This window comes from Chelatococcus sp. GCM10030263, from assembly GCF_042666455.1.
Lineage (GTDB): Bacteria > Pseudomonadota > Alphaproteobacteria > Rhizobiales > Beijerinckiaceae > Chelatococcus.
The window spans coordinates 251,235-278,219 of sequence record NZ_JBHTDB010000009.1; the positions used below are offsets into that span (position 1 = coordinate 251,235).

25 protein-coding genes are annotated in these 26,985 nt (G+C 66.8%); 5 read left to right on the forward strand and 20 right to left on the reverse strand.

Annotation, left to right across the window (positions count from 1 at the left end; genetic code table 11):
- From ACFQU1_RS20015 to pdxH, 18 genes are all read right to left on the reverse strand, one after another.
- The gene (locus tag ACFQU1_RS20015) at positions 1-1,224 is read right to left on the reverse strand and encodes a class I SAM-dependent RNA methyltransferase (RefSeq protein WP_378135955.1); all 1,224 of its coding nucleotides are present in this window, start codon (positions 1,222-1,224) and stop codon (positions 1-3) included.
- The gene (locus ACFQU1_RS20020) at positions 1,221-1,964 is read right to left on the reverse strand and encodes a TlyA family RNA methyltransferase (protein WP_378135957.1); all 744 of its coding nucleotides are present in this window, start codon (positions 1,962-1,964) and stop codon (positions 1,221-1,223) included. The genes ACFQU1_RS20015 and ACFQU1_RS20020 overlap by 4 nt, the downstream gene beginning before the upstream one ends.
- Positions 1,961-3,256, reverse strand: coding sequence for an AmpG family muropeptide MFS transporter (locus ACFQU1_RS20025; RefSeq protein WP_378135959.1), 1,296 nt, complete (start codon positions 3,254-3,256; stop codon positions 1,961-1,963). Before ACFQU1_RS20025 ends, ACFQU1_RS20020 begins: the two co-directional genes overlap by 4 nt.
- A 98-nt stretch (positions 3,257-3,354) precedes the next feature.
- A complete protein-coding gene (locus ACFQU1_RS20030; protein WP_378135961.1) occupies positions 3,355-3,756 on the reverse strand; it encodes a type II toxin-antitoxin system VapC family toxin in 402 nt (133 codons plus the stop codon).
- On the reverse strand, positions 3,753-4,022 hold the full coding sequence (locus tag ACFQU1_RS20035) for a type II toxin-antitoxin system VapB family antitoxin (protein ID WP_378135963.1): 270 nt from the start codon (positions 4,020-4,022) through the stop codon (positions 3,753-3,755). Before ACFQU1_RS20035 ends, ACFQU1_RS20030 begins: the two co-directional genes overlap by 4 nt.
- Positions 4,023-4,262: 240 nt before the next feature.
- Positions 4,263-6,182, reverse strand: coding sequence for a 1-deoxy-D-xylulose-5-phosphate synthase (gene dxs, locus ACFQU1_RS20040; protein ID WP_378135966.1), 1,920 nt, complete (start codon positions 6,180-6,182; stop codon positions 4,263-4,265).
- Between the two features lie 55 nt (positions 6,183-6,237).
- Positions 6,238-6,495, reverse strand: coding sequence for an exodeoxyribonuclease VII small subunit (locus tag ACFQU1_RS20045; protein ID WP_378135968.1), 258 nt, complete (start codon positions 6,493-6,495; stop codon positions 6,238-6,240).
- Positions 6,496-6,571: 76 nt separating this feature from the next.
- Positions 6,572-9,256 (reverse strand): DUF2339 domain-containing protein, encoded by a 2,685-nt coding sequence (locus ACFQU1_RS20050; protein ID WP_378135970.1) that lies wholly within the window; start codon positions 9,254-9,256, stop codon positions 6,572-6,574.
- Between the two features lie 62 nt (positions 9,257-9,318).
- Positions 9,319-10,302 (reverse strand): NAD regulator, encoded by a 984-nt coding sequence (locus ACFQU1_RS20055; RefSeq protein WP_378135972.1) that lies wholly within the window; start codon positions 10,300-10,302, stop codon positions 9,319-9,321.
- An 8-nt stretch (positions 10,303-10,310) separates the two neighbouring features.
- Positions 10,311-10,823: a tyrosine phosphatase family protein gene (locus tag ACFQU1_RS20060; RefSeq protein ID WP_378135974.1), complete on the reverse strand. Its 513-nt coding sequence runs from the start codon at positions 10,821-10,823 to the stop codon at positions 10,311-10,313.
- Between the two features lie 41 nt (positions 10,824-10,864).
- Positions 10,865-11,557 (reverse strand): hydrolase, encoded by a 693-nt coding sequence (locus ACFQU1_RS20065; RefSeq protein WP_378135977.1) that lies wholly within the window; start codon positions 11,555-11,557, stop codon positions 10,865-10,867.
- Positions 11,557-12,177: a DNA-3-methyladenine glycosylase I gene (locus tag ACFQU1_RS20070; RefSeq protein WP_378135979.1), complete on the reverse strand. Its 621-nt coding sequence runs from the start codon at positions 12,175-12,177 to the stop codon at positions 11,557-11,559. The genes ACFQU1_RS20065 and ACFQU1_RS20070 overlap by 1 nt, the downstream gene beginning before the upstream one ends.
- A complete protein-coding gene (locus tag ACFQU1_RS20075; protein ID WP_378135981.1) occupies positions 12,174-13,058 on the reverse strand; it encodes a YgfZ/GcvT domain-containing protein in 885 nt (294 codons plus the stop codon). Before ACFQU1_RS20075 ends, ACFQU1_RS20070 begins: the two co-directional genes overlap by 4 nt.
- A gap of 108 nt (positions 13,059-13,166) precedes the next feature.
- Entirely contained in the window at positions 13,167-13,421 is a 255-nt protein-coding gene (locus tag ACFQU1_RS20080; RefSeq protein ID WP_378135983.1) for a hypothetical protein, read from the reverse strand.
- Between the two features lie 139 nt (positions 13,422-13,560).
- Complete coding sequence (locus ACFQU1_RS20085) at positions 13,561-14,253, reverse strand: TIGR02301 family protein (protein WP_378135985.1); 693 nt, start codon at positions 14,251-14,253, stop codon at positions 13,561-13,563.
- Positions 14,136-14,597 (reverse strand): NUDIX hydrolase, encoded by a 462-nt coding sequence (locus ACFQU1_RS20090; RefSeq protein WP_378135988.1) that lies wholly within the window; start codon positions 14,595-14,597, stop codon positions 14,136-14,138. The genes ACFQU1_RS20085 and ACFQU1_RS20090 overlap by 118 nt, the downstream gene beginning before the upstream one ends.
- Before the next feature lie 9 nt (positions 14,598-14,606).
- On the reverse strand, positions 14,607-15,329 hold the full coding sequence (locus tag ACFQU1_RS20095; protein ID WP_378136789.1) for an SDR family NAD(P)-dependent oxidoreductase: 723 nt from the start codon (positions 15,327-15,329) through the stop codon (positions 14,607-14,609).
- 91 nt (positions 15,330-15,420) lie between these two features.
- Positions 15,421-16,035, reverse strand: coding sequence for a pyridoxamine 5'-phosphate oxidase (gene pdxH / locus ACFQU1_RS20100; RefSeq protein WP_378135990.1), 615 nt, complete (start codon positions 16,033-16,035; stop codon positions 15,421-15,423).
- Positions 16,036-16,259: 224 nt separating this feature from the next.
- On the opposite strand from pdxH, the gene ACFQU1_RS20105 reads away from it, so the two are divergent.
- Both ACFQU1_RS20105 and ACFQU1_RS20110 read left to right on the forward strand, forming a co-directional pair.
- A complete protein-coding gene (locus ACFQU1_RS20105) occupies positions 16,260-16,592 on the forward strand; it encodes an RT0821/Lpp0805 family surface protein (RefSeq protein WP_378135992.1) in 333 nt (110 codons plus the stop codon).
- 89 nt (positions 16,593-16,681) lie between these two features.
- A complete protein-coding gene (locus ACFQU1_RS20110) occupies positions 16,682-17,617 on the forward strand; it encodes a DnaJ C-terminal domain-containing protein (RefSeq protein WP_378135994.1) in 936 nt (311 codons plus the stop codon).
- Positions 17,618-17,619: 2 nt separating this feature from the next.
- On the opposite strand, the gene ACFQU1_RS20115 is transcribed toward ACFQU1_RS20110, so the two are convergent.
- The gene (locus tag ACFQU1_RS20115) at positions 17,620-19,533 is read right to left on the reverse strand and encodes a potassium transporter Kup (protein WP_378135996.1); all 1,914 of its coding nucleotides are present in this window, start codon (positions 19,531-19,533) and stop codon (positions 17,620-17,622) included.
- Between the two features lie 319 nt (positions 19,534-19,852).
- On the opposite strand from ACFQU1_RS20115, the gene fabI reads away from it, so the two are divergent.
- The 3 genes from fabI (at position 19,853) to ACFQU1_RS20130 (ending at position 25,743) form a co-directional block, all read left to right on the forward strand.
- Positions 19,853-20,683 carry an enoyl-ACP reductase FabI gene (gene fabI, locus ACFQU1_RS20120; protein ID WP_378135998.1) on the forward strand — a complete coding sequence of 277 codons (831 nt, stop codon included), beginning with the start codon at positions 19,853-19,855 and terminating at the stop codon, positions 20,681-20,683.
- 3 nt (positions 20,684-20,686) lie between these two features.
- Positions 20,687-21,277 (forward strand): histidine phosphatase family protein, encoded by a 591-nt coding sequence (locus ACFQU1_RS20125; RefSeq protein WP_378136000.1) that lies wholly within the window; start codon positions 20,687-20,689, stop codon positions 21,275-21,277.
- Between the two features lie 464 nt (positions 21,278-21,741).
- Entirely contained in the window at positions 21,742-25,743 is a 4,002-nt protein-coding gene (locus ACFQU1_RS20130; RefSeq protein WP_378136002.1) for a Pls/PosA family non-ribosomal peptide synthetase, read from the forward strand.
- A 753-nt stretch (positions 25,744-26,496) separates the two neighbouring features.
- On the opposite strand, the gene ACFQU1_RS20135 is transcribed toward ACFQU1_RS20130, so the two are convergent.
- Positions 26,497-26,973, reverse strand: a complete 477-nt coding sequence (locus ACFQU1_RS20135) for a BA14K family protein (RefSeq protein WP_378136004.1) — start codon at positions 26,971-26,973, stop codon at positions 26,497-26,499.
- Positions 26,974-26,985 lie beyond the last annotated feature (12 nt).

Genomic DNA, 26,985 nt, shown 5'->3' on the forward strand with positions numbered 1-26,985 from the left:
TTACCGTTCAAGGATGCCGACGATCTCCATATGCGGCGAATGGCGGAACTGGTCCAGCACTATGATGTTTCGCACCCGGAAGCCGGCCACGATCAGAATCGCGAGGTCGCGCGTAAAGCTGCCGGCGTCGCAGGACACAGCCAACACGTGCCGGAGCTTGCTCGCGGCAATCTGGCGCGCCTGCGCCTCCGCACCGGCGCGGGGCGGGTCGAAGACGACCGCATCGAAGCGGTCGAGCTCCAGCGGCAGGAGCGGTCGACGGAACAGGTCGCGCACTTCCGTCGTGATGGGCTTGAGCCCTTGGATCGCCCTGACGGCCTTGTCGAGGGCAGCAAGCGCCGGCGCATGCGACTCGACGGCGTGGACCTCCGCCCGTTCGGCGAGGCGCAGCGTAAAGGTGCCGCAGCCGGCAAAAAGGTCTGCTACGCGTTTGCGGCCGGTGAAGGCTTCGGTGACGATCCGCGCGAGCGCCTCCTCGCCCGCTGCCGTCGCCTGCAGGAAGCCGCCGGGTGGCGGCACCACCCGCGCCCGCCCCATGACGAGCGCCGGCGGGCGCCGCTCGACGACGAGTTCGCCGTGGTGCGAGAGCCGCGCGAGATCGAGCCGCTCGGCAAGCCCGACCAGCGCCTGCCGCTCCCGGTTCGCAAGGGGCCCCAAGCCCCGCAGGTCGACATCAAGCCCGCCTTCGGTCGCGGTGATCTGGATGTCGAGCGGCTTGCGCAGGTTGACGGCCGCGGCGAGCGCCCGCCCGACCGCTGGAGCGCGCGCGAGTGCCGGCAGCGAGATCGGGCAATGATCGATCGCAACCAGCTCATGGCTGCGCGCGGCCATGAAGCCGACGGCAGGCCGGCCGTCGATGCGCCGCGCATGCAGGATGAGCCGGCGTCGCCCCGCGCCATGGGCATCGATCAATTCGCCGACCGGCGCCTCGATGCCGGCGCGGGTGAGCGCGGTCATCAGCATGTCGCGCTTCCAGCGGCGATAGAGCTCCGCGTCCATATGCTGGGTGGCGCAGCCGCCGCAGCGGCCGAAATAGGGGCAGAAAGGCTCGCGCCGCTCGGGGGCGGGTGCCTCGACGGCGACAAGTCGCGCCCGGTCCCCCGCGATCTCGGCGATGACCACCTCGCCGGGCAAGGCATAGGGCACATGCACGAGGCCCTCGTCCGTCTCGGCCACGCCGTCGCCGCGCCGGCCGAGCCGCGTGATGGTGAGCTGCTCGCTCATATCGCGCCTCGGCGCGCGCCGATGAGGAATTCTCGATTGCCGTCGCCGCCGGCGATCGGCGAGGGGATGATCCCCAGCACGGCAAAGCCGAGCCCCTGCACCAAACCGGCAATCTCGTCGCAGACCCGCGCGTGCACGGCCGCGTCACGCACGATGCCCTTCGCCACATGGGCGCGCCCGGCCTCGAATTGCGGCTTGATCAGCGCGACGAGCTCGGCTTTCGCAGCGAGCAGCGGGATCACCGTGGGGAGCACGAGCTTCAGCGAGATGAAGCTGACGTCTGCAACCAGGAGTTCGGCTTGCTCGGGAATGTGAGCGCGCGTCAGTCGCCGCGCGTCCGTGCCTTCGAGCGTCACGACCCGCGGGTCGCCGGCGATGCTCGGATGCAGCTGGCCATGGCCGACATCGACCGCATAGACGCGGGCGGCCCCCCGGCCGAGCAGCACCTCCGTGAAGCCGCCGGTCGAGGCGCCAATGTCGAGGCAGACGCGGCCCGCCGGATCGATCGCGAAGGCGTCGAGCCCCGCCTCAAGCTTCACGCCGCCGCGGGATACGTAAGGGTAGGCTGGCTGCGCCTCGATGACGGCATCGGCGGCGATCATGTCGGATGGACGTGCCACGACGACACCGTCCGCCCTCACGAGGCCGGCGGCGATAGCCGCCTGGGCCTTGGCTCGGCTGTCGAAGATCCCCTGCGCCGTGAGAACCTTGTCGGCGCGGTCGCGCGTGCCGGCGGTCATGCCTTGTCTGTCGCGAGGCGCACGGCCCCGCCCTGCGGAAAGGCGCGCATCATCCAGAGCAGCAGGAGAAGGCCCGGCAGCGCGGCAGCCGTCGAGATCAGGAAATAGGTCACCCAGTCCACCCGGTCGGCGAGCCAGCCGCCGCCCGAAGCGAAGATGGTGCGGGTAAAGGCCATGAAGGAACTCACGAGCGCATATTGCGTCGCCGTATAGGCGACATTGCACAGGGAGGAGAGATAGGCGACGAAGGCCGCCGTTCCCATGCCACCGGCAAGATTTTCCACGCTCATGGTGACGACGAAGACCGAAAGGTCGGCGCCCGCCATGGCCTGTGCCACGAAGACGAGATTGCTCGCCGCCTGTAGCACGCCGCAGATGAGGAGCGCGCGCATGATGCCGAGGCGTGCGACGATGACCCCGCCGGCGAGGCCGCCGACGATAGTCATGATCACGCCATAGGACTTCGACACCAGGCCGATCTCGGCCTTGGTGAAGCCGATGTCGAGGTAGAACGGATTGGCCATGACGCCGAGCAGCGCATCGCCGTATTTATAGAGCGCAATGAAGAGCAGGATGAGGAGCCAATGCGGCCGCTGCATGAAATCCGTGAGCGGGGCGGCGACCGCCGTTCGAATCCAGCCGATCGGATCGCGTGTCAGCGAGGCTTCGTCCACCTCAGGGCGGGCCGGCTCCTTGCTGAGGAGCGCTGTTCCCAAGCCAATGCTCATCAGCGCCGCCATCACGGCATAGGCGGCGAACCAGCCAAAGAGATCGGCGATGACGAGCGCGCCGCCACCCGAGACGATCATGCCAAGCCGGTAGCCCAGCACGATATTGCCGGCGCCGGCGCCCAGCTCGCGCTCCTTGAGGATCTCGACCCGGTAGGCGTCGATCACGATATCCTGGGTGGCCGAGGTGAAGGCGAGCGCCACCGCCCAGGCCGCCGTGCCGACGAGGCTCTCGGACGGGTCGGTCGAGCCGAGGCCGATCATGCAGATGGCGGTCGCGACTTGCGACAGCACCATCCAGCCCCGTCGCTGCCCGAGAAGCGGCGTGAGCAGCGGGATCGGCAGCCGGTCGACGAGCGGCGACCACAGCCATTTGAAGCCGTAGGCCGTCGAGGCCCAGGAGAACAGGCCGATCATCGTCATCGACACGCCGGCCTCGGCGAGCCGCGCCGAGAGCGTCGCATAGACGAGCGAGAGCGGCAGACCCGAGGAGAAGCCGAGAAAGAGAATGGCGATGATGCGCCGGTCCGCATAAACGGCGAGCGACCGCAGCCAGGAATTCATCGCAACAGGACCCCGAATCGCCGACACCGGCGGATGGTACGAAAGCCGGGCAGGGTGGCGATGAGCGTCGCGGTGGTCAAGCGCCGGACGAGGCGGTGTCAGGGCGCGAGCGCGGAACGCACATCCGTCTGCGCGAAATCGCTGCCTTTATACAGCAGCGGCACGTCCAGCGACTTGGCGAGCGCATAGGACGCGCAGTCTGCCAGATTGAGTTTGGCGGGATGGCCTGTGCCACGGCCGAAATGCTCGTAGGCGGCACTGGCGATGTCACCTTGACGGCGGTCGAACGAATATTGTTCGACCGTGCCCCACGCGAGCAGTTCCTCGAATGGCGGAAGATAACGCGTGTCCGCGCGTCTGAGCAGGACCGTTCGTGTCTCGTAGACGGTAACTGCCGACGCCAGACGTTGCCCGGCTTCTTCGAAAGCAGCCGCGATCGGGCCCGCATCAGGCTCGCCGAAGAGGATGGCGAGAAAGGCCGAGCTGTCGACGACGATCACGTCTCGTCCGACTCGTCGAGTTCGCCCCACAGCTCGTCGAAGTCACGTTTCGTGATCTTCGGCAGGGGACCGAGCCGTCGCACCCGCTCCTGTATATCCTTCAGCGCCCGCCGCCTGCGTTCGATCTCGTCCTCCCGCTCGGCGCGCGCCTGTTCCAGACGCAGCTCAAGCGCCTTGCGCACGGCTTCCGTAATGGTCTCGCCCGTGAGCGTCGCGACCTCGCGGGCGAGCCGCTCCGTTTCGGCGGATTTGATGTTGAGAGCCATCGCTTTCTTCCTCGGTCTCAGGAGGAAGAATGGGCCTGCAAGGAAGAAAGCACAAGAGGCTGGCTTCGGGGCGACAGGCCTCGCGGGATCTTTCAGTAAGATCGCCGTGTCGTTTCTCGCGTGATCCCCGCCTTGTGCGGAGGATCTCCATCGGAAGGTTTTTTCTTCGAATCGGGATGGCCGGGGCAAGCCCGGCCATGACGAAGAGAAATATCAGTGGCAAATACCCCGCCGGGACATTCAGGCGCTACGCGCCACCTCGGTCTGGCCCAGCGCCGCAAAGACCGTCGCGACGATGCCCGCCGCATCGAGACCTGCCTCGGCATACATACGTTCGGGCTTGTCGTGGTCGATGAAGCGGTCGGGCAGCGCCATCGTGCGGATCTTGAGACCTTGGTCGAGCAGCCCCTCCGCCGCGAGTGCCTGCAGCACATAGGCACCGAACCCGCCCATGGAGCCTTCCTCGATCGTAATCAGGCATTCGTGGTCGCGCGCGAGCCGGCGGATGAGGTCGAGATCGAGCGGCTTGGCGAAGCGCGCATCGGCGACCGTGGTCGAGAGGCCGCGCGCTTCGAGCGTCTCGGCCGCTTTCAGGCATTCGCCGAGCCGCGTGCCGAGGGCGAGAAGCGCCACGCGCGTGCCTTCGCGCAGGACGCGGCCCTTGCCGATGGGAAGCGACACGCCCCGCTCGGGCATGTCGACGCCGACCCCCTCGCCGCGCGGATAACGGAAGGCGATGGGGCCCTCGTCATAGGCCGCGGCTGTCGCGATCATATGCACGAGCTCCGCCTCGTCGGCGGCCGCCATGATCACGAAATCGGGCAGGCAGCCGAGGAAGGCGATGTCGAAGGACCCCGCATGGGTCGGCCCGTCCGCACCGACGAGGCCTGCACGGTCGAGCGCAAAGCGCACCGGCAGCTTCTGGATGGCGACGTCGTGCACAACCTGATCGTAGGCGCGCTGCAGGAAGGTGGAATAGATGGCGCAGAAGGGCTTGTAGCCTTCGGTGGCGAGGCCGGCCGCGAAGGTCACGGCATGCTGCTCGGCGATGCCGACATCGAAGGTCCGCGCCGGAAAAGCCTCGCCGAAGAGATCGAGCCCCGTGCCGGACGGCATGGCGGCGGTAACGGCGACGATCTTCTCGTCCGTCTCGGCGGCCTTGATGAGTTGCTCCGCGAAGACGCGCGTATAGGCGGGCGCATTGGCCTTGGGCTTTGCCTGCGCCCCCGTCACCACGTCGAAGGTGGTGACGCCGTGATACTTGTCGGCCGAGGCCTCCGCCGGGGCATAGCCTTTGCCCTTCTGGGTGACCACATGGACGAGGATGGGCCCGGAGGTCGCGTCGCGCGCGTTCTTGAGCACGGGCAGGAGATGGTCGAGATTGTGACCGTCGATCGGCCCGACATAATAGAAGCCGAGCTCCTCGAAGAGCGTACCGCCTGTCCAGAAGCCGCGCGCGAATTCCTCGGCGCGCTGGGCCTTCTCATAGAAGAACTTCGGCAGGTGCTTGGCGAGCTGCTTGCCGACTTCGCGCAGCGAGCGGTAGGTGCCGCCGGAGACGAGGCGGGCGAGATAGGCCGACATGGCGCCGGTCGGCGGGGCGATCGACATGTCGTTGTCGTTGAGGATGACGATCAGCCGGGCATTCATGGCGCCAGCATTGTTCATGGCCTCATAGGCCATGCCCGCCGACATCGCGCCGTCGCCGATCACCGCGACGACGTTGCGCCTGTCGGCAGGTCCCTTGCCATCGAGCTCCTGTGCCACCGCCATGCCGAGACCGGCGGAGATCGAAGTGGACGAATGGGCCGCGCCGAAGGGGTCGAATTCGCTTTCCGACCGTTTGGTGAAGCCGGAGAGGCCGCCGCCCTTGCGCAGGGTCCGGATCCGGTCGCGCCGTCCCGTCAGGATCTTGTGCGGATAGGCCTGGTGGCCGACATCCCAGATGATGCGGTCGCCGGGCGTGTCGAAGACATAATGCAGCGCCACCGTCAGCTCGACGACGCCGAGCCCCGCCCCGAGATGCCCGCCCGTGACCGAGACCGCGTCGATCGTCTCGGCGCGGAGCTCGTCGACGACCTGCCTGAGTGCCGTCTCCGGCAGGCGGCGGAGGTCTTGCGGCAGGGCGACGGTGTCGAGGAGGGGCGTTTTGACCGGCACGGGGGAACCTCAGGTGAACCGACGGTGCAAGTGAGACATCCCGACCGGGCCGGGCTCAGTTTTCCACGTCGAGGGGCGCGACGCCCGTGGGACGGCCGTCGGCCGAGAGCGTGATCTTCTCGATGCGCTGCTCGGCCCGCTTCAGGAGCGCCTCGCAATGGGCTTTCAGCGCTTCGCCCCGCTCATAGATGGCAAGCGACTCCTCGAGCGGCACGTCGCCACGCTCGAGGCGCTGCACGATCTGCTCGAGTTCCGCCAACGCCCGTTCGAAGGGAAGCGCGGCGATTTCGGCTTTGGACGCGTCGTTGGTCATGGCGGGGTTATCACCCGGTCGGCAGCGAGTTGCAAGGGAAACGGGGCAGTCCGAAAGCAGCGATCGAAGGCCGCTTTCACGAAGGCGCAGGCGGCGCGGCGCGCGTGCGGGCGAGAAGCTTTTGATAGGCGAAGCCTATCCCGACGAGCACGAGACCGAGCCCGATGAAGGACAAGGCCCTGAGCGCGCCTTCCAGGCTGGAGAGGTCGATCAGGAAGACCTTCAGGACCGCGACGAGGATATAGGCGGCCGAGAGCAGCCGTGCGAGGCGGATATTCCACAGGAGGCCGAGGGCAAGCAGGATGACGCCCATGCCGACGAGCGCCACCGAATAGACCCAGAGCTCCGTCTCGCCGGTCGGCTGGTTGAAGCCGATCGTCGGCCCCTGGAACAGACGGCGGATCTCCGTGAGCATGTAGAGAAGCTGGAGCAACAGGCCGAGGCCGGCGGCGAGTTGCACATACCAGCGCGGCCGCGTGCGGCGCGCAGACCAGGCAAGCGCGAGCGCCGCGACGGCCGGTATGAGATAGCCGAGCAGAAGCCCGTTGATGACCGGGCCGCCGGCGATGACCATGCCGGTGATATAGGGATTTTTGGTGATCGCCAGCAGTAACAAGGCCACCACCAGCGTGAAGGCGCCGAAGGCGAGCGAGGCGATGCGATAGACCGCGTCCGGACGCCGCGCATCGAGCCGCACCATGACGAGCGAGAAGAGGAGGCCTGCCGTCGCCATCAGGCCGGCCTCGACGAAGCCGGAGGCCGGCCGAAGAATGTCCCCGTCGTTGATCCAATGGCGGATTTCGAAGAAGACGAGCAGCGCGGAAAAGACGATCGCCAGGCTCTCGCTGAGGCGCGTGATGCGGTCGCGTGCCTCGCGCGCCAGAATGCGCGCCGAGAGGGCGAAGCTCAGCGCCGGCACGCCATAGCCCCAGAGAAGCCAGTTGAAGATGGGCGTCGTGCCGAGATCACCACCGGCAATCGCCGGATCCCAGACGATGCGGCCGAGAACGAGAACGCCGAGTGCGCCCACCACATAGCGCAGAACCCAGATGCGTGTTTGTGCGGCGACCCAGGCCGTGCCCAGCGCGGCGAGCGCGAAGGCCACCGTCAGCATGCCCTTTTCGAGGGCGAAGGTGAGGCCGAGCGCAAGTGCTGCGACCGTTGCCGCGGCGAAAGCGGCGACGCCGAGCGGCAAGGCGCGGGCCTCGCCCTGATGGGCCCTGAGGAAGCCGGCGACGACGGTGGCGCCGAGTGCGAGCGCGCCGGCCGCGAAGGCGAAGGGGATGCTCGCCGCGAAAGCCTCGACACGCCAGTAGGCGACGACGAGGAGCGCGAGCGGCCCGAGCGTCGCGGCCGCGGCGTAGCAGGCCGCCGGCAGGAAGGCGAGCCCGCGTCCGCGTACCAGCCGCCACAAGCAGGCGCCGGCGAGCGCCGCGCCGATCAGGATGCCGAAGCCGAGATAAAGATGAAGCGCGTCCGGCAGCGGCACGCCGCCCGGACCGCCGGGCAGCACGTTCTGCGGCTCGCCCTCGGCGATCCGCACGACCGGCCACAGCGCGAGCGTCGCTGTCGCGATCGCGGCCGCGAGCAAGGCGGCGCCGGCGGCCGGTGCGACAAGGACGGCGATGGCGAGATGCAGGAGCGTCATTCCGCCACCGAACCAGGCCCAGCCCGCGCCTTGAGTGATATTCGTGCTCGCGAGCACCGCGAGCAGGGCAAAGGCGGCGAGCACCCCGAGCGCCAGGAGATCGGGATGAGCCTCCTCGTCGCTCACGCCGCGATTGGGGTCGACCACCAGCATGATGGCGGCGAGCAAGGTTTGAATGATGACGTTGCAGAGCGCCGGCGCGACCTGATCCGCGAAATTGAGGGCGATGACCACGCCCCAGAGCGCCGCTCCGAGCGCCGCCGCCACGGCGAGCCAGCGCCACTGCCGCAGGCGGGCGAGCGCATAGGCCGCGCCGACCGGGAAGACGAGATAGATGACGAGGGCCCAGGGGGCGGGCTCCTGCGTAGAGACGAGCAGTGGCGAGGCGAGGGCGGCAAGGAGGCCGAGCGCCGCGAGCGCCGGCCCGTGCAGCACGGCGGCCGTCAGGGTGGCAAGCGAGATGACGCCGAGCAGCACGAAGGCCGTTGCCGGACTGATGAACGCATAGAGGCCATAGGCCGCGTAAACGGTCGCGAAGGCGGTCGCCGTGCCGGCCGCGGTGAGCACGCTCGGCACATGGGCGGAGGGGATGCCGACGAAGCCCTCGGCGCGTTCGCGCCGCCGGAACCATTCGCCGGCGGCGATGAGGGCAAGAGCGAGAACGGCAGCGCCGAAGAGGCGCATCTCCGGGCCGAAATAGCCCTGCTCGACGGAAAAGCGCACGAGCAGGAAACCGCCGAGGGCGAGCGCGACGCCGCCGACCCAGACCGCCCAGCGCGAGCCGAGGCGCTCTTCGAGGCCAGGACGGGGCGGCTGAGGTAAAACGACATCCGGCGCGGGTGGGGCGGGGGGCTCCTCCAGCGCGTCGTCGGGCTCGTCCGCCTCCTCGACGTCGTCGACATCGGCTTCCGCGGCTTCGGGCGATTCGGCCGGCGCAGGCTCGGCTGCTGCCTCCCGAGGCGCCAGCGTGCCGGCCGCCAGCGCGCGTTCCAGAACCCCGAGACGCTCCTCGAGCTGGCGGGTGCGCGCCCGCAATCCGAGCGCCATGACGAACCCGGCAATGGTCATGATTGGCAGGGCGAGGACGATCAGCCCGAGGAATATATAGTCCATCGATCAGCGGCCCCACGCGAAACAGTCACGCTCAAGAGAGCATCTTGGGCGTGCCGAGGCAATCAGCCCCGCCCCCCGACCCTGAGCCCAAGCGATGGCCGTTCCTGCAGAACCTCCCGCCGGAAGCGAAAAACCGCGGCCGGTCGCCCCGCCGTCTTCGCCACGGCGCCGGTTGGCTCGACGAGCGCCGTGGCCTCCACGAAGCGCCGAAAGTTCTGCTTGTGCAGATGGCGTCCGGCGATCGCCTCGACGGTCCGCTGCAACGCTGTCAGTGTGAAGGTCGGCGGCATCAGCTCGAAGATCAGCGGCCGGTATTTCAGCTTGGCGCGCAGCCGGCTGATGGCGGTCGCGAGAATGCGGCGATGGTCGAAGCGCATCATGGCGCCGGCGGGCGGCAGGCTGGCACGCACCCGTGCGGCGGGGCGGCCGTCGCGTAGCGCTTCCTCCACCAGCCCCGCTTCATAAAGCAGCTCATAGCGGTCGAGCGCGCGCTCCTCGTCCCAGGGAATGCCGCCCTGGCCGAAGCTCAGCCGCAGCCGTTCCTGGCGCGACAGCGCGCGCCGCTCGCGATCCTGCTGGTCTGCGAGGGTGTCGGCGGCCCATTCGGTGAGGGCGGCGATCAGCGCGTCGAGGCACTCGGGCCGGCCATGGCGCCAATCCTCCCACGGGAAGAAGTGGTACCAGGGCCTGAGCGAGGCGGTCTTCGGCAATTCGTTCATGCCCTCGCCGATGCGCGTCAGGGCGAGATAGCCGACCGAGACCGCATGCGCCTCCGCATCGCCTCGCTGGGCATGGCGACCACGGTCGCCGAAGGTGTAGAGCTGCTCGGCATATCCAAGGCGAAGCCCGGTTTGCTCGGCCACCCAGGCGCGCAGGCCGATCTCGAAGGTGCGATGCGCCAGAGGATTGAAGACGCCGAAGGGCAGCCCCGGCTCCGCCTCGCTGCCGCGCGTCACCAGGATCTGCGGCATGTCGCCGGCGACTGCGACGATGGCTGCGGCGAGGCCGATCTCGATGGCCGGTGCGGGTGGGGACGTCGTCTTCATGCGCGCCGTCAATCGAACGCCAGGATGAAGGGTTCGGCCTCGAAGGCCTCCTGGCCGCGGCCGATGCCGGCTGCCGCCGTGACCAGGCGCCCGCCGTAACCGAGGCGCGCGTCCGCTACTTCGATGAAGCGGATATTAGGCGTTGCCGAAGGTGAGACCTCGCGAAGCCTGGTGGCAATGGCGAGGGGATCGCGCTCGGGATGGACGACGCAGGCCGCGACGAGCGCTGCCGCCGTCGACCGGCTGATGCCGGCGAAGCAGTGAATGACCATCGGTTTTTCACGCGGCCAGGCGCGGACGAATTCCACCAGCTTGTCGACATGCTCCTCCGCCGGCAGGATATGGCCGTCGAGAGGGGCCACGATATCGCTCATGCGAATGAGGAGATGGCATTCGGACTTCACCAGCAACGGCCGCATCACCACGGTCCCGGCACCAATCAGCGTCACGACATGGCTGGCTTCAGCGGCCTCCACTGTGGCCGCAAGGCGGGAAAGCGGGCAGACATGAATGGCGGACATGGGCTGTGACCGTGTTGCTCTGCGATCGAGCGCCGAGACCCTCAGCGATGAAGGCTCCTTTTACGCGATTCGAGTGACGTGCGTTCCGGCTCCGCTGCAACTGCCGGTTTGTCCCCGGCATTCCCGCCGTCGAGGAGGCCTGAAACGCGGGCGAGAAAGCGCGCTTCGGCCATCTCCGCGCCCCAGGGCTCGAGATAGGTGAAGACCGCGCGCGGCAGCGGCACCGGCCTGCCGAAGAATTTGAGCGCCTCCTCGCGCTGGAAGCCCGCAAGCTGCGTCGCCTCCAGAAAAGCCGCCTGCCTGTCGGCGCGCTTGGCGAGGCTAGACACAGCTCCGGGCAGCACGGCCGGCAGGCCGAAGCGCAGATGGATCGCGGCGAGCAGGCGCGCCTCCACCTCCCGGTAGGTGCCGCCCAGCACCGTCTTGAACGGCGAGATCATGTCGCCGATCACATATTCCGCCGCATCATGCAGCAGCACGCCGAGCCGCCAATTGTGTAGCGGCGGAGGCTTCGTCCCCGCAAGATGATCGGCGATCGCATCGACCAGCAGTGAGTGCTGCGCGACCGAAAAGATATGCGGGCCGCTCGTCTGCCCGTTCCAGCGGGCGACGCGCGCCAGCCCATGGGCGATATCCTCGATTTCGATGTCGAGCGGTGAGGGGTCGAGCAGGTCGAGCCGGCGGCCGGACAGCATGCGTTGCCAGGCGCGTGGCGGGGCCTCGCGCCTCACCATCACCGCATCCCCGCAGGCGCGGCGTCAGCAAGCGACGCGCATTCGGTGTGGCGATAGCAGCCGACGAGATGGTCGTTGACCATGCCGACCGCCTGCATGAAGGCATAGACGATCGTCGGTCCGCAGAAGGTGAAGCCGGCAGCCTTCAGGGCCTTCGACATCTTGCGCGACGTCTCTGTTTCCGCCGGCACCTCGGCCCGCGACCGGAAGTCGTTCTGGGCGGGGCGCCCGCCGGCCATGTCCCAAAGCCACTGCGCGAAGCTGCCGCGTTCCATGATGGCGAGATAGGCGCGGGCGCTCGTCACCGTCCCGACGATCTTGGCGCGGTTGCGGATGATGCCCGTGTCGGCCATCAGCGCTGCGATGCGCGCCTCGTCGAAGCGCACGATCGCCTCCGGTTCGAAGCCGTCGAAGGCGCGGCGGAAGCCTTCGCGGCGCCTCAGAATGGTGATCCAGGAGAGGCCCGCCTGGAAGCCGTCCAGGATGAGCTTTTCGAAGAGCGCCCGGTCGTCGTATTCGGGCACGCCCCATTCGGTGTCGTGGTAGGTGACATAGACCGGGTCGAAGCCGGGCCAGGCACAGCGGGTCTTGCCGTCGGGATGGTCGAGAAGATCGTTCATTGCGCCATTTGGCCCGCGAGAGGTTCTCCAGGGAAGGGGAAGCGCACGAAGGAGGGCTTCTCCAGCGTCAGAGCCCGACCTTCGGCGAGGATCGGTGTGCCTTCAGCCATTGCATCCGCGACCCGGTCGAGGCGCAGCATGGCGAGCGCCCTTCGGCCGGCGCGCGAGCCGAGATGGCCGACAGGCTTGCCGCCCGCCTCCACCGTCGTGCCCGGCGCGGGCGCCTCATCCGCGAAGACGACCGGCACGATGCGCGTGCGCGCCGTGCCGCGATGCTGCATGCGCGAGACGACCTCCTGGCCGATGTAACAGCCCTTGTCGAAGGCGACGCCGTCGATCTGGTCCATCAGCGCTTCGTGCGGGAAGGCATCGCCGAAGGCGAAGTCCTTGCCGCCCTCCGGGATCCCCAGAGCGATGCGATGGGCATGATAGGCCTCCTCGCCCGCCGAATCGGTCGAGGCGAAGGCAGCTCTCTCGCCGATGAAACGGCGCCCGAGCGCCGCCAGCCGCGGATCGTCATAGCCGAGGAGCGCGCCAGTAGGGGAAGCAAACTCGCCCCAGCCGGCCGCGATGCCGAGATCGTCCGAGCGGTCTGCGACGACCACCTTGCTGCGCAGCTTGTAGAGCGTGAGCCGCTTGACGAAGTCGGCTGCCGTCGCGCGTGGGGTATCGATGAGGAAGCCGCCGCCGAGCGCCTCCGGCGCGGCAACGACCAGGCCGTCGAAAAGAATCTTGCCCTGTGGAGAGAGCAGGGCGCCAAGGCGCGCCTCGCCCGGGCCGAGATCATCGACGTTGCAGGTGAGGATATTTTGGAGAAACGCCGGCGCATCAGTGCCGCTTACGGCCAGTACGCTCCGGTCCGCCAGATAAGCCAACGGCATAGCTTCCTCCGCTGCCATGACACCGCATGACATAGGCGAGGCCATGCCCCACCTCAAGCTGCAAGGCGGGAGGAGGTTGATCGGCTGTGTACGCGGGGCGGGTCGAGCTTAGTGTCGCAGGCCGCTCGAGAAGCCGCCACCGCGGATGCGTGTCGGCAGGTTCTCGGCAAAACGCGCGACCGCTTCTTCGCCATAGGTGGTGACGAGTTCGTGGAAGGCCGTGAACAACGCGGCATGCGCCACGCAATCGCCGTCGAGACCGTCGAGCTGGGCTTCCGCAAAAGCCTCGCTGAGATAAGCCAGCGCGGCACGCTTCTCTTCGCTCGCTTCGGTCAGATCGAGATCACTTTGAGTGTCGTCCATGCGCAAGACCGAGGACCTGTAGATTGAAGATACGCGACGAATCGAGCTTACGCAGGATACCGAGCCGGTGCCAGCCGGTTGTGCCAGGGCGGTTAACAACGCACAGGAAAATCGGCCCGGCGAAGGTTTTTCCGTTAACCTAACCGCCGTAGCGCGAGCTGATCGTGGTGGCGAGCCGCTCGCCTTCGGCAAGGAATCGCGCAACCGCCGTTTCCGCCGAATCGTTGCACCGGCGATAGGTGAGCGCAAAGCCGTTGAAGCCGCGATTATAGGCGCCGGCGAGCCGCTCGCGATCTTCCTGCGTCACGGCCTCCGCATCGATCAGCGCACGCATCTTCTGCTGCCAAAGTGGCGCGTCGTTTGCCCCGCAGAGACTGCGCAGGAAGGAGAGCGCGCCGAGAACCTCTGCCAGCCGCAGCATCTGCGCCTCATATAAGGGACGCTCTTCGGGCGCGGGCTCGGAAGAGCCGGCCTCCGGCGCGGCCGCGCCGTTTTGCGGTTTCCCGCCGGCCGGAGGAGTGGCCTTCTGTGATTTCTGCGCCAGATGCAGACCGGCCGGCGCCGGATCATGCGCCGACGGGGCCGGCGCTGCCGAGGCACTCGTTGCCGAGGCAAAGGCCAAGGCCAGTGCCAATCCGGCCGCTAACAGCCGCGTCGCGAGGGAGCGATCTGTCTTCACGGGCTCCGCCGTCGAGACCTGGGGGACGTGTTCTCTCACCGCACGTTCTCTTGTCTGACGCGCTCTTGCCCGACGAGCCCTTGAGCGCGCGCCACGATCGCCGCGAGCCCCGGCGTGGTCGGCCGCTCGCCAAGGCAGGCGGGATCGAGCCACTCGACCGCCGAAACCTCGGCGATCGCCGCCGCTTCGCCACCCGTCCAGCTTGCCGCAAAGGCGGCGACGACGAAATGGCGTTTTACGCCGCTCTCGTCGCGTTCGATGACCTCGGCATGACCCGCGAAGCCGATGATCCGGGCGCTGATGCCCACCTCTTCCGCAAGCTCCCGAAGGGCTGCCGCCTCCAGGCTCTCACCCAGCTCGACGAGGCCCCCCGGCAGGCTCCAGACCGCCTCCATGGGCGGCCGTGCGCGCGAAGCCAGAAGCACCCGGCCGTCGCGGAAGACGGCGGCACTGGCCGCGAGCAGCGGGCGGTCCGGATAAAGGCGCGAAGCGGTCATCGATGCGGTTCAGACGTGCTGGCCGCCGTTGATATGGAGTTCCGCCCCGGCGACATAGGACGAGGCCTCGGTGCAGAGGAAGTAAATGGCCTTTGCCACTTCGTCCGGCGTCCCGAGCCGCCGCAGCGGTATCTGCCCGACCATCTTCTCCGTCCCGGGCGAGAGGATGGCGGTATCGATCTCGCCGGGGGAAATGGCGTTGACACGAATGCCGAGCGGGCCGAAATCGGCCGCCATTTCGCGGGTGAGGGACGCCAGCGCCGCCTTGGAGGTCGCATAGGCGGAGCCCGCGAAGGGATGCACGCGGCTGCCGGCGATGGAGGTGACATTCACCACCGAGCCATGGGCACGCGTCAATTCGTCGAGCAGGCCCCGCGCCAGCATGATGGGCGCGAAGAAATTGACCTGGAAGACACGCTGCCAGTCCTCGACGGACGTCTCGATCGCGCCGAGCCGGCTGCCGCCCTCGCCCTTGGGCGAGATCGCGGCATTGTTGACCAGCGCATGAAGAAGTTCGCCTTCGGCCTTGAGACGATTCCGGATTTCGCCGATCGCGGCATGCGTATTGTCGACGTCGGCGAGGTCCACCTGGATATGGTCTTCCGGGCCCATCTCCCAGGGACACTGCTCCGGAAAGCCATGCCGCGAACAGGTGATCACGCGCCAGCCTGCCGCCGAGAAGCGCTTGACGGTCGCATGACCGATGCCGCGGCTCGCACCGGTCAAGAGCATAACGCGCCGTGGCTGATTGGATGTCTGGGACACGTCTGTCGTCTCGCTGGCGGTTGGCTGAGCCGTTAAGATGGATAGGCCCTGTCGCGACTCAAGGATAGAGCCTCTCTTTTGTCCAAGGCCCTTCGGGCGCGGCACGGCTGAAGCGAATGCGGTCGTGCAGGCGGAATGGACGGTCCTGCCAGAACTCGATGGCAACCGGCCGCACACGGTAGCCGTGCCAATGCGGCGGGCGCGGAATGGCTCCCAGGCCGAACTTGGCCGTATAGGCGGCAACCGACTTTTCCAGCGCGAAACGGCTCTCCAGCGCCCGCGACTGCAGCGAGGCCCAGGCGCCGATCTGGCTGCCGCGCGGGCGTGATGCAAAATAGGCGTCCGATTCGGCATCCGGGACGACGACCACCGGACCGCGAACCCGCACCTGCCGCCGAAGGCTCTTCCAGTGAAAGAGAAGCGCCGCGCGCGGCTGGCCGGTGAGTTCGCGCCCCTTGGCGCTTTCCTCGTTCGTATAGAAGACGAAACCCTCGTGATCGTGACCCTTCAACAGCACCATACGCAGGTTCGGCAATCCGTCCGCATCCACCGTCGCCAGCGCCATGGCATTGGCGTCGTTCGGCTCGCTCGCGCCGGCTTCCGCAAGCCACGCCGTAAAGAGCGTGAAAGGGTCTTTCTCATCGGAAAAGTCACGGCTCGTTAACGGTTCCAAAGCCAAAAATCCCTCAAGCGTAGAGTTTGCGGAAGGGCGCGTGCATGCGCGGTGTGTCACCAGTGAAGTATAGGGGAAACCTCACGCGTGGCGAAGCTGTGCAGACGATTCGGCAATTGCTTCTGGCGCTGTGTGTTTCCGGTGTCGCGCTGGCGACGGCCGGATGCAGCATAACCTTTCCGGTCGGCTCTTTGTTGGGGGGCGGCGACGACAGCGACGCCGATGTGACGGCCGCTCTCCCATCGGGGGATCAGCCTTCGCCACTCTCGCCGGAACTGACGGCCGAGGATTGGCGGCAGGCGAAGGCCGCGATGGCGATCGCCCTCGATCCCGTCGGCAACGGCGCGAGCGCGCCCTGGGCCAATCCGGAAACCGCGTTGCGTGGCGAATTCGTCCCGGCCGGGCAGCCCTTCGTCAAGAACGACGAGATCTGCCGCGACTTTTTTGCCGACCTCGTCTTGCAGACAGGAACGCAGAAGCTGCAAGGTACCGCATGCCGTCCCTCGGGGGAGGAATGGTCCGTGGTTGCGGTCGAGCCCCGAAAAAAGGGCAGCTAGCGCGCGCGCCATAGTTGCAAATGTGCAACATCGCCCCCATATGGGCTACCGGTGTTCGACCCCTGAGGTTCGCACCGGAGTGAGGACCTATGCGCGACCCTTATGAAATTCTCGGGCTGCAGCGTGCGGCGAGCGAAGCCGACATCAAGAAGGCGTTTCGCCGGCTTGCGAAGACCTATCACCCCGATCGCAACAAGAACGATCCGCAGGCGCAGGAAAAATTTGCCGAGGTGACCACGGCCTACGAGATTCTCGGCGATGCCGAGAAGCGCGCGCAATTCGATCGCGGTGAGATCGACGCCGACGGTAAGCCGCGCTTTCAGGGGTTCGAGGGCTTCGGCGCCGGTGCAGGCGGCGCCGGTTACGAGGGGTTCAACTTCTCCACGGGCGGTCAAGGCTTCCGCCGGACCGCCGGTTTCGACCCGCAGGACATCTTCTCGGAATTGTTCAGGGAAGGCATGCGCGCCGACCAGATGGGGGGCGCACGCCGCTCGCGCCGGCAGGCGCCGCGCGGACAGGATGTCGCAGCGACCCTGACTATCTCCCTGGAGGAGGCTGTTGCCGGCGGCAAGCGCCGCATCGTGTTGCCGCCCGGGCGCGAGATCGAGGTCACCATCCCGACCGGCATCAGCGATGGAAAGGTCATTCGGCTGAAGGGCCTCGGCGAGGAGAGCCCCTTCGGCGGCGAGTCGGGCGACGCCCTGCTCACCGTGCGCATCGCGCCGCATGAACGGTTCGCGCTCGACGGAAGCACGCTGCGCACCCGGCTGCCGGTGAAGCTCGAAGACGCCGTACTCGGCGCCACGGTCCGGGTGCCGACGCTCGACGGCGCGGTCGACATGACGATCCCGCCCCGCTCGAGCGGCGGGCGCAAATTTCGCCTGCGCGGCAAGGGTTTGAAGACGAAGGACGGGGCCGGCGATCTCATCGTGACGATCGATATCGAATTGCCGAAGGAGCCCGACCCCGAACTCGAAAGCCTGATGCGCAAGCGCCGTGCCGCGACCGCCGATCTCGGCGAGTAACGCTACAGCGGCACCTGCACGCCGACCTCCAGCGTACGTCCCGTCGGAATCTGGAAATAATCGGTCGCATCGTCGGCGTTGCGGGCGAGCAGCATGAAGAGCTTCGCCTGCCAGCGTGGCAGCTGCGAGTTCGGTGCGCGCCGCAGCGAGCGCCGTGACAGGAAGAACGACGTCGACATGATGTCGAAGCGCCAGCCGCAGCTGCGCGCCAGCGCCAGCCCCTGCGGCACGTTCGGCGTCTCGGCATAGCCAAAGGCCATCGCGACGCGGGTGAAATCCTCCGTCACCGGCTCGATGCTGATCCGTTCGCTGTCCGGCACGCGCGGGCGATCGTCCGTGGTCAGCGTCAGGATGACGTTCTTCTCGTGCAAAACCCTGTTGTGTTTGAGGTTGTGCAGGAGCGCGCGGGGCGCCGTGGCGGAATCGCCGGTGAGGAAGACGGCCGTGCCGGCCACGCGGTGCGGCGGCCTCGCCGCCAGAATGCGGGCGAGTTCGTCCATGGAGACTTCGGCACGGCGAGTCTTTTCGGCCACCACCGCGACGCCGCGACGCCACGACACCATTACCAGGACGAGAACTGCGCCGAAGGCGAGCGGGAACAGGCCGCCGTCCGCGATCTTCGTAAGATTGGCGGTGAGGAAGGTCAGGTCCACGGCCAATAGCGGCAGCGTCAGCGCAAGGGCTGCAACGATATTCCACCGCCAGACGCGCCGGACGACGAAATAGGCGAGCAGCGTGGTGATCACCATCGTCCCGGTCACGGCAATGCCGTAGGCCGAGGCGAGATCGCCCGAGGTCCGAAAATAGGAGACCGCCAGGAGGACGCCCAGGAGGAGCAGCATGTTGATGCGCGGCACATAGATCTGCCCGGCGTGGCAATCCGACGTATAGCGGATCGACAGGCGCGGCAGCATGCCGAGCTGGATGGCCTGGCGGCTGAGCGAGAAGGCACCCGTGATCACCGCCTGCGAGGCGATGACGGTGGCAGCGGTCGCAAGCCCCACCACCGGAACGAGAGCCCAGCTCGGAAAGAGCAGGAAGAACGGATCGGCGGCGCTTGCCGGATTGGCCAGAACGAGCGCCGCCTGGCCGCAATAGTTGAGCGCAAGCGCCGGGAAAACGAGCCCGAGCCAAGCGGTGCGGATCGGGCGGCGGCCGAAGTGGCCGAGGTCGGCATAGAGCGCCTCGGCGCCGGTCACGGCCAGGAACACAGCCCCGAGCGTGACGAAGCCGATGGTGCCGTGTTGGACCAGAAAGGCGAGGCCATAGCGGGGATCGACGGCTGCGAGCACGCTTGGGTCGCCGAGAAGTCCCATCAGGCCACCCACGGCCATGAGCGCGAACCAGACGACCATCACCGGGCCGAAGAAGGTCGCCACCCGCGCCGTTCCATAGGCCTGTACGAGAAAGAGGGCGACCAGCACCGTGACCGCGATCGGCAGGACATAGGGCTCGAACATGGGCGTAACCAGCTTCAGCCCCTCGACGGCCGAGAGCACGGAAATGGCCGGCGTGATCACGGCATCGCCATAGAAGAGGGCGGCGCCCAGGATGCCGAGCCCGATGACCAGCGCGCTGGAGCGGCCGAGCGCGTGGTGCAGCAGGGCCACCAGGGACAGCGTCCCTCCTTCGCCGTTGTTATCGGCCCGGAGAAGCACGATGACATATTTGACGGTGACGACGAGGGCGAGCGTCCACAGCATCAGCGAGAGCACGCCGAGCACGGCAGGGCGCTCGACGCCGCCGCCCGAGGCGGCCAGCGCTTCGCGGAAAGCGTAGAGGGGGCTCGTGCCGATGTCGCCATAGACGACCCCGGTGCTGCCGAGAACGAGGCCCCAGTACGTGTTGGAGCGCACATGCCTCGTTTCGGGCGTCGCACGGACCGATGATTGCTCATCGGCAACTGCTATGGACATGATATTCCACATGTTGCTGCACCGCACAATGGCGATGGCGCGGGCTTATAGCACCATGTGGAGAGGCGTCGTCTGCAGTGGGCGCATGACTGCTCTGGGCTCAGCGGGCTTGAAAAACTAATAAAGGGTTGCGCAGTGCAATCTCCGCCTGTTCCGTTGCGGCACAGGCCCTAACCGCTGTTTATGGTTGATGGCATCGTCTCCGAGGGGCCAATGGACGGGCCGAGACTTCCGTCGCCTGCGGCGCTCGGCTAATGATGCATAGCGTTCATACAGACCGACGATTCCCTTTCCCCCGATTCTAAAGCGTTTCAAGGCCATGGCAGATAACACGAAGAGCCCTGCAACCATCCTGTCCGGCAAGCGCGGGTTGATCATGGGGGTCGCCAACAACCGTTCCATCGCCTGGGGGATCGCCAAGGCCGCGCATGCCCATGGCGCCGAGCTTGCGCTGACCTATCAGGGGGACGCGCTGAAGAAGCGGGTGGAGCCGCTCGCCGCCGAACTCGGGGCTTTCGTCGCCGGCCATTGCGATGTGACGGACGGTGCGACCATCGATGCGGTCTTTGCAGCCGTCGAGCGCCAATGGGGCAAGCTCGACTTTCTCGTCCATGCCATCGCCTTCTCCGACAAGGACCAGCTCACCGGCCGCTATATCGAGACGACCGAGGACAATTTCACCAAGTCGCTCCTCATCTCCTGCTATTCGCTGACGGCGGTCGCGCAGCGCGCGGAAAAGCTGATGACGGACGGCGGCTCGCTCCTGACATTAACCTATTACGGCGCCGAGAAATGGATGCCCCACTACAATGTCATGGGTGTCGCCAAGGCCGCGCTCGAGGCGAGCGTGCGCTATCTCGCCGCCGATCTCGGTCCGCAGGGAATCCGGGTCAATGCGATCTCGGCCGGCCCCATCAAGACGCTCGCTGCCTCCGGCATCGGTGACTTCCGCTACATCCTGAAGTGGAACGAATATAACTCGCCGCTCCGGCGCACCGTCACCATCGAGGAGGTCGGGGAAAGCGCCGCCTTCCTGCTCTCCGACATGGGGCGCGGCATCACCGGCGAGATCACTCATGTCGACGCCGGCTATCACGTCGTCGGCATGAAAAATCCGGATGCGCCCGACATCGTCCTCGGGAAGGAATGAGGCGTGGCGCCGACGATCTATTTCGTTCGCCACGGTGAGACCGACTGGAATGCCGAAGGCCGGCTGCAGGGCCAGCGTGATACATCCCTCAATGCACGCGGCCGCCTGCAGGCCGACGAGGTCGGTGCCCTCCTGAAGTCTCTCGTGCCCGGTCCCGCGGCGCTCGACTATATCGCAAGCCCGCTCGCCCGTACGCGCGAGACCATGGATCGACTGCGCCTCGGGGCGGGCTTGCCGCCGGACGGTTACAAGCTCGATCCGCGTCTGCGCGAGATCGCCTTCGGCGCCTGGGAAGGCATGACTTGGAAGGAAATCCGCGCTCGCGACGGCGCGCGTGCCGCTGCCCGCGACCGCGACCGTTTCGGCTATGTTTCGCCGGACGGTGAAAGCTATGCCATGGTCGTCGAGCGCCTGCGGCCGCTCGTCGCGGCCATCGACCACGACACGGTGATCGTCTCGCATGGCGGTGTCGCCCGCGCCCTGCTGACCATGCTGGCGGGACTTGTGCCCAAGGAAGCGCCGGATGTGCCGATCTGGCAGGGGCGCATTCTGATCTTTGCCGAGGGCACCGCGCGCTGGTGGCCGGCAAGCTGAATGCGTTGCCCGTCCGGCACTTTGGCTCCCCACGCCATAGCGCTCCGCCTTCCTGAGCATCTCCGATAAACGGCGTTCATGCGCCGTTCAGCCGGCCAAGCTCAAACATGATGCTCGGCTCCCGCACAATGGGGGCGATTTGCATTAGGCGTGGCCCTGCGGACGACATGTGAGGTGGATCGCGTGATCTGCGAAGGTCTTCGAGAGCAATCGCCAAAGATCATGCAATGCAGCAACGGGACGAGGCTCTGGTCGGGGGCTGGGCGAACGCGATCGAAGCGTGACCTCGGACCGGGACTGCAGCACGTCTTCTCCCATTATTTGGCGCGCATAGCGCCCTAAGCTTCATCGCTCGCGTTGCGATGGGAAGCGCCGCGTGTCACGCGCGGGCGAGCGATCGCGCTTGTCCGGAGTTCGCTCGTCTGGATTGCGCTCCGGCTTGGATTTGGAAGACAGGCAGAACAATGAACAAGATCACGCCGATACTGTCGCCGACACGAGAGAGTGTCGCAGTCGACTTTCCGAATTCTTCTCTTATCGGCGACCCGCGCCCTGACCTTTTGCGTGACGAGACGCTCGCCGACATCTTTGCCGCGACTGCTCGCCTGCGCGGCTTCCGGATCGCTTTCATCGACGATGCCGAGGTCTGGACCTATGCGCGCGTCGACGAGGCGGCCTGCGCCATTGCCCGCGGATTGATCGCGCGGGGCTGCGGCCCGGGTGATGTCGTCGGACTGTGGATGCCGCGCGGCGCGGCGCTCCTCATCGCCCAGATCGCCATCGCCAAGGCATGCGCCGCCTGGCTCCCCTTCGATGTCGACGCGCCCATCGAGCGCATCGCCGTCTGTCTCGCCGACGCCGGCGCCAAGGGGCTGCTCACCGCGCCTGAATGGACGTCGCGCTGCACGGCCATGGGCTGTCCGGTGTGGACATCGACTGATGTCGCGGACGGGGGAGGCGATGCGCCGGTCGAGCCGCGCCGGCGCGGGCTGACCCCCGACCATCCGGCCTATCTCATCTATACCTCCGGCTCGACGGGCACGCCCAAGGGCATCGTCATCTCGCACCGGAACATCTGCCATTTCCTGCGGGCCGCGAACGAGATCTACGGCATCGAGGACGAGGATGTGATCTTCCAGGGCGCCTCCGTCGCCTTCGATCTGTCCATGGAAGAGATCTGGATTCCCTATCTCGTCGGCGCGAGCCTCTTCATCGCCAACCGCGCCATAATGGAGGACATCGAGTGCCTGCCCGACCTCCTCGCCGAGAACGGAGTGACGGTGCTCGACACCGTGCCGACGCTGCTCTCCATGATCGCGCGCGACGTGCCGAGCCTCAAGCTGATCATCCTCGGCGGCGAGGCATGCCCGCCCGGTCTCGTCGCGCGTTGGGCCAAGCCCGGCCGGCGCCTCGTCAACAGCTACGGCCCGACCGAGGCGACGGTGGTCGCCACCGTCGCCGATCTCCGGCCGAACGAGCCGGTGACCATCGGCCGGCCGCTGCCGAACTACAGCTGCTACGTCGTCGACGAGGACCTCAACCTTCTGCCGGTCGGCCTGCCGGGCGAGCTCCTGATCGGCGGCCCGGGCGTGGCGCAGGGCTATCTCGGCCGGCCGGACCTGACGGCCGCCAAATTCGTCCCCAATCCCTTCGCCGGTCCCGATCCCGTTCTCTATCGGTCCGGCGATGCGGTCGTCATGGATGAGGCCGGCCGGATCCATTTTCACGGCCGCATCGACGACCAGGTGAAGATCCGCGGCTTTCGCGTCGAGCTCGGCGAGATCGGGGCCAAGCTGATTGATCAGCCCGGCGTTGCCCGCGCGGCCGTCGTCCTGCGCAACGACGACGGTCTCGACCGGCTCGTCGCCTTCGTCGTGGCGGAGGCGGGCCAAGACGTGACCGGCGCCGCGTTGCGTCAGGCGCTGGCCGCAAGCTTGCCGCCCTATATGGTGCCTTCGCATGTGGAGTGTGTGCGCGAGCTGCCGATGCTCGCATCTGGCAAGGTCGACCGCAAGGTGCTACGCGCCATGCCGCTCGCGACCGCGCTCGCCACGGGCGATGAGGAGCCGACGACCGAAACGGAGGCGGTGCTGCTCGCCGCCGCCCGGCGTGTCTTCCCCAATATGGCCTTGCCGCTCGATGCCGATTTCTTCATGGAGCTCGGCGGCCATTCGTTGATCGCCGCGCATTTCGTCTCGGCGGTGCGCGCGACGCCGGGCTTCGCCGGCCTCACCCTGCAAGACGTCTATGGCGCCCGCAGCCTTCGCGCGATGGCCGTCCTGCTCGACGAGCGCCGCTCGACCACCACAAGCGCCGAGGACCTCACCTTCACGCCGCCGCCGCTTTTCAGGCGCTTCCTCTGTGGGCTGGCGCAAGCCGCCGTTCTGCCCTTCGTGCTCGCGCTCATGACCGCGCAATGGCTCGGCGTCTTCGTGAGCTACATGCTGATCACGGCCGTCGATGCCCCGTTCCTCACCGACGCTCTGACCTTCCTTGCGGTCTATGTGGCAATCGAGATCGCGACCGTCGTCGTGGCAATCGCCGGCAAATGGCTCATCCTCGGCCGTACCAAGCCCGGCCGCCACCCGCTCTGGGGCGCCTATTACTTCCGCTGGTGGCTGGTGCAGCGCCTGGTAAGCCTGGTCCATATGAAATGGCTGCAGGGCACGCCGGTGATGCGCGCCTATCTCCGGGCGCTTGGTGCCAAGGTGGGCGAGGGGGTGCTGATCGGCGAATTCGAGAGCGGCGCCATCGATCTTCTCGCTATCGGCGCAGGCGCCTCGATCGGCGGCAAGGTGAAATTCGCCAATGCGGAGATCATCGGCAACGAACTCGTCATCGGCACGGTCGAGGTCGGGGAGGGGGCGGTCGTCGGCACCTCCGCGATCGTCGGGCGCGATGCGCGCATCGGAGCGGGCGCCGAGATCGCCGATCTGACCGCCGTCGGCGATGGTGTCGCCGTTCCCGCGGGCGAGGCCTGGGAGGGCTCGCCCGCGCGGCCTGCGGGCGCTGCCTCGCGTGAGGATCTGCCTCCGCCCGCGGCCGGCCGCCTGCGTCGGGGCTTCAGCACGGCCGTCTATGCGCTGGCGCTGCTGGTGCTGCCGCCGATCGGGCTTCTGCCGATCTTTCCGGCCTTCTATCTGTTCGACAAGCTCGACGCGCTCATCGGCTCCGCCGTCCACGTCAGCTATCTCTACTACGTGCCGCTGCTCGCCTGGCCGACGGCTATGGTGCTGATCGGCCTGACGGTGCTGCTGATCGTGGCGCTACGCTGGACCCTGCTGCCGCGCGTGCGCGCCGGCGTCTATTCCGTTCACGGCGGCTTCTATATCCGCAAATGGATCGTGGCGCTTGCCGCAGAGGTGACGCTCGATACGCTCTCCTCGCTCTATGCCACGGTCTATATGCGCGGCTGGTATCGGCTGATGGGCGCCAAGATCGGCAAGGGCGCGGAAATCTCCACCAATCTCGCCGGTCGCTACGACCTGACGGAGATCGGCGAGAAATGCTTCATCGCTGACGAGGTGGTGCTCGGCGACGAGGACATCCGCGGCGGCTGGATGACGCTGAAGCCCGTAAAGACCGGCGCGCGTGTCTTCGTCGGCAACGAGGCGGTGGTGCCGCCCGGCACGGTGATTCCCGAGGGCGCGCTCATCGGCATCAAGTCGAGGCCGCCGGCGAACGAGGCCATGTCGCCAGGTGAGACCTGGTTCGGCAGTCCGGCGATGAAACTGCCGGTGCGCCAGACCTTCGGCGACATCGGCGCGAATTGGACCTATGAGCCGACGCGCCTGCGGCGGCTCGGGCGGGCGGTCTTCGAGGCCTTCACCGTCTCGCTGCCGATGATGCTCTTCATCACCTTCGGCACCTATGCCGTCGAGGTGCTCGCACCCTCCGTGCTCGACCAGCGCTTCGGCACGGCGGCAGCCTTGTTCGTCGCCGCCAGCGTGGTCATCGCGATCGCTATGACGCTCGTCGTGATCGGCGTGAAATGGGCGCTGATGGGCGTCTACCGGCCGGTGTCGAAGCCCATGTGGTCGTGGTGGGCGCTCCGCACCGAAGCCGTGGCGGTGATGTATTGGGGGCTCGCCGGCAAGGTGCTGCTCGACCATTTGCGCGGCACACCCTTTCTGCCCTGGGTGCTCCGGCTCTTCGGCTGCAAGATCGGCAAGGGCGTCCTGCTCGACTCGACGGATGTCACCGAGTTCGACTGCGTGCATATCGGCGACTACTCGGTCGTCAATGCGCTCTCGGCCCTGCAGACCCATCTCTACGAGGACCGGGTGATGAAGGTCGGCTGCGTGCGCGTCGGCAAGGGCGTCACGGTCGGCGCCGGAGCGACGGTGCTCTATGCCACGCAAGTGGGCGATTTCGCGCGCCTTGCTCCGCTGACGCTCGTGATGAAGGGCGAGACCATTCCGGCCGGCACCGCCTGGTGCGGCGCCCCCGCCGAGCCGCAGCCCTGATCATCGGCCGCCGCGTTGATAGAACATCAGCTGGGCGCAGCGTTGATAGAACATCAGCTGGGCGCAGCGTTCTCAAGGTTGCGCTCGCGCTCACGGTCGCCGCTGGTGACGATTTGGAGGTAAAACGAACGTATATTTTAATATTTGCAACGGAAGACTTCCTTTGCTACGCAATGCTGCATCCGTTGCTATGTGCAACGGCGCACTGCAAGCGCATCACGTGCAGTTGTCTCGGGGGGCGAGTTCCCGTTGAGCGGGCCGGCTTTTCCTCCGGGAGAGCTGCCGACAAAAGCTGCCGCTTGTGAATCCGCAGCGCTGACTTGAGCTGACACGGCCAGACCGTATCACCGGCGGAATTCTGCCGTTCCGATCGGCTGTACGCTCGGGTATCGGCAAAGAACGGTGCGAGCCTAAGAGAAGAGGAAGGAAAGACGTTGAATCAATTGAACTGTGAGTCGCTCGAAGCGATCTCCGGCGGCTATTGGATTGGCGGACTTCGGGGAACCATCTCTCGGGTCTATCGGCAATCCAAGGAGGCGAGCAAGTCCTTCGTTTCCGAGCCTCAAAGCCTCGTTCCGGAGATCGTTGCGCCGCCGCCGCCGGAGCCGAAGAAAAAGAAAGTCGATTGGCCGGCCCAGATCAGGTTTGGATAAGATGAATCGAGCGCTTAGCGATTGTCCTTTCGCTGTGACATCGAAGACGGGCAACAGTGCCCGCCTTCACAGAGGCTTCCGGCAATCTTCGCCCCGGAGTTTATTGGCAGACGTGGCGCCGGCCGTCATAGCCGAGATAGGTGCCGCTCGCCGGGTCGAAGGAGCGATATTTGGACGAGCAATAGGCCAGCCAGGCATCGCCACGCGCTGGTGCCGCATTCTGGGAAGCGATGGCACCGCCGATGATCGCGCCGGCCGCAATCCCGGCAACGCCAGCCGCCGCGGCGGCGCCCGGGTTATAATAGCGACCGCGATAAGGCCGGCCATAGTAATAGCCGCGGCGCGGGCCATAATAGGGCCGGCCACGATAGCCCGGTCTCCCGTAATAGCGGCCCCGGTAGGGTCCACCATAGTGGCGACCCCGATATTGCACCGTAGTCACCTCTGGTGCCGGTGCGACCTGGGCGAGACCCGGATTGATGAACTGTGCGGCGGCCGGGGTGACGCTTCCCTCGGCCATGAGCGCCACGGAGCCCATGGCGAGAGCGGCGAGCCCGGTCAGAAGCCCTTTACGCATCGTCGTCTCCTG

Excerpts from the sequence above, each read along its gene's own strand:
- ACFQU1_RS20015 (WP_378135955.1), bottom strand. The coding sequence starts at position 1,224 with ATGAGCGAGCAGCTCACCATCACGCGGCTCGGCCGGCGCGGCGACGGC.
- ACFQU1_RS20020 (WP_378135957.1), bottom strand. The coding sequence starts at position 1,964 with ATGACCGCCGGCACGCGCGACCGCGCCGACAAGGTTCTCACGGCGCAG.
- ACFQU1_RS20025 (WP_378135959.1), bottom strand. The coding sequence starts at position 3,256 with ATGAATTCCTGGCTGCGGTCGCTCGCCGTTTATGCGGACCGGCGCATC.
- ACFQU1_RS20035 (WP_378135963.1), bottom strand. The coding sequence starts at position 4,022 with ATGGCTCTCAACATCAAATCCGCCGAAACGGAGCGGCTCGCCCGCGAG.
- ACFQU1_RS20045 (WP_378135968.1), bottom strand. The coding sequence starts at position 6,495 with ATGACCAACGACGCGTCCAAAGCCGAAATCGCCGCGCTTCCCTTCGAA.
- ACFQU1_RS20050 (WP_378135970.1), bottom strand. The coding sequence starts at position 9,256 with ATGGACTATATATTCCTCGGGCTGATCGTCCTCGCCCTGCCAATCATG.
- ACFQU1_RS20055 (WP_378135972.1), bottom strand. The coding sequence starts at position 10,302 with ATGAAGACGACGTCCCCACCCGCACCGGCCATCGAGATCGGCCTCGCC.
- ACFQU1_RS20060 (WP_378135974.1), bottom strand. The coding sequence starts at position 10,823 with ATGTCCGCCATTCATGTCTGCCCGCTTTCCCGCCTTGCGGCCACAGTG.
- ACFQU1_RS20065 (WP_378135977.1), bottom strand. The coding sequence starts at position 11,557 with ATGGTGAGGCGCGAGGCCCCGCCACGCGCCTGGCAACGCATGCTGTCC.
- ACFQU1_RS20070 (WP_378135979.1), bottom strand. The coding sequence starts at position 12,177 with ATGAACGATCTTCTCGACCATCCCGACGGCAAGACCCGCTGTGCCTGG.
- ACFQU1_RS20075 (WP_378135981.1), bottom strand. The coding sequence starts at position 13,058 with ATGCCGTTGGCTTATCTGGCGGACCGGAGCGTACTGGCCGTAAGCGGC.
- ACFQU1_RS20080 (WP_378135983.1), bottom strand. The coding sequence starts at position 13,421 with ATGGACGACACTCAAAGTGATCTCGATCTGACCGAAGCGAGCGAAGAG.
- ACFQU1_RS20090 (WP_378135988.1), bottom strand. The coding sequence starts at position 14,597 with ATGACCGCTTCGCGCCTTTATCCGGACCGCCCGCTGCTCGCGGCCAGT.
- ACFQU1_RS20095 (WP_378136789.1), bottom strand. The coding sequence starts at position 15,329 with ATGCTCTTGACCGGTGCGAGCCGCGGCATCGGTCATGCGACCGTCAAG.
- ACFQU1_RS20110 (WP_378135994.1), top strand. The coding sequence starts at position 16,682 with ATGCGCGACCCTTATGAAATTCTCGGGCTGCAGCGTGCGGCGAGCGAA.
- ACFQU1_RS20115 (WP_378135996.1), bottom strand. The coding sequence starts at position 19,533 with ATGTCCATAGCAGTTGCCGATGAGCAATCATCGGTCCGTGCGACGCCC.
- fabI (WP_378135998.1), top strand. The coding sequence starts at position 19,853 with ATGGCAGATAACACGAAGAGCCCTGCAACCATCCTGTCCGGCAAGCGC.
- ACFQU1_RS20130 (WP_378136002.1), top strand. The coding sequence starts at position 21,742 with ATGAACAAGATCACGCCGATACTGTCGCCGACACGAGAGAGTGTCGCA.
- ACFQU1_RS20135 (WP_378136004.1), bottom strand. The coding sequence starts at position 26,973 with ATGCGTAAAGGGCTTCTGACCGGGCTCGCCGCTCTCGCCATGGGCTCC.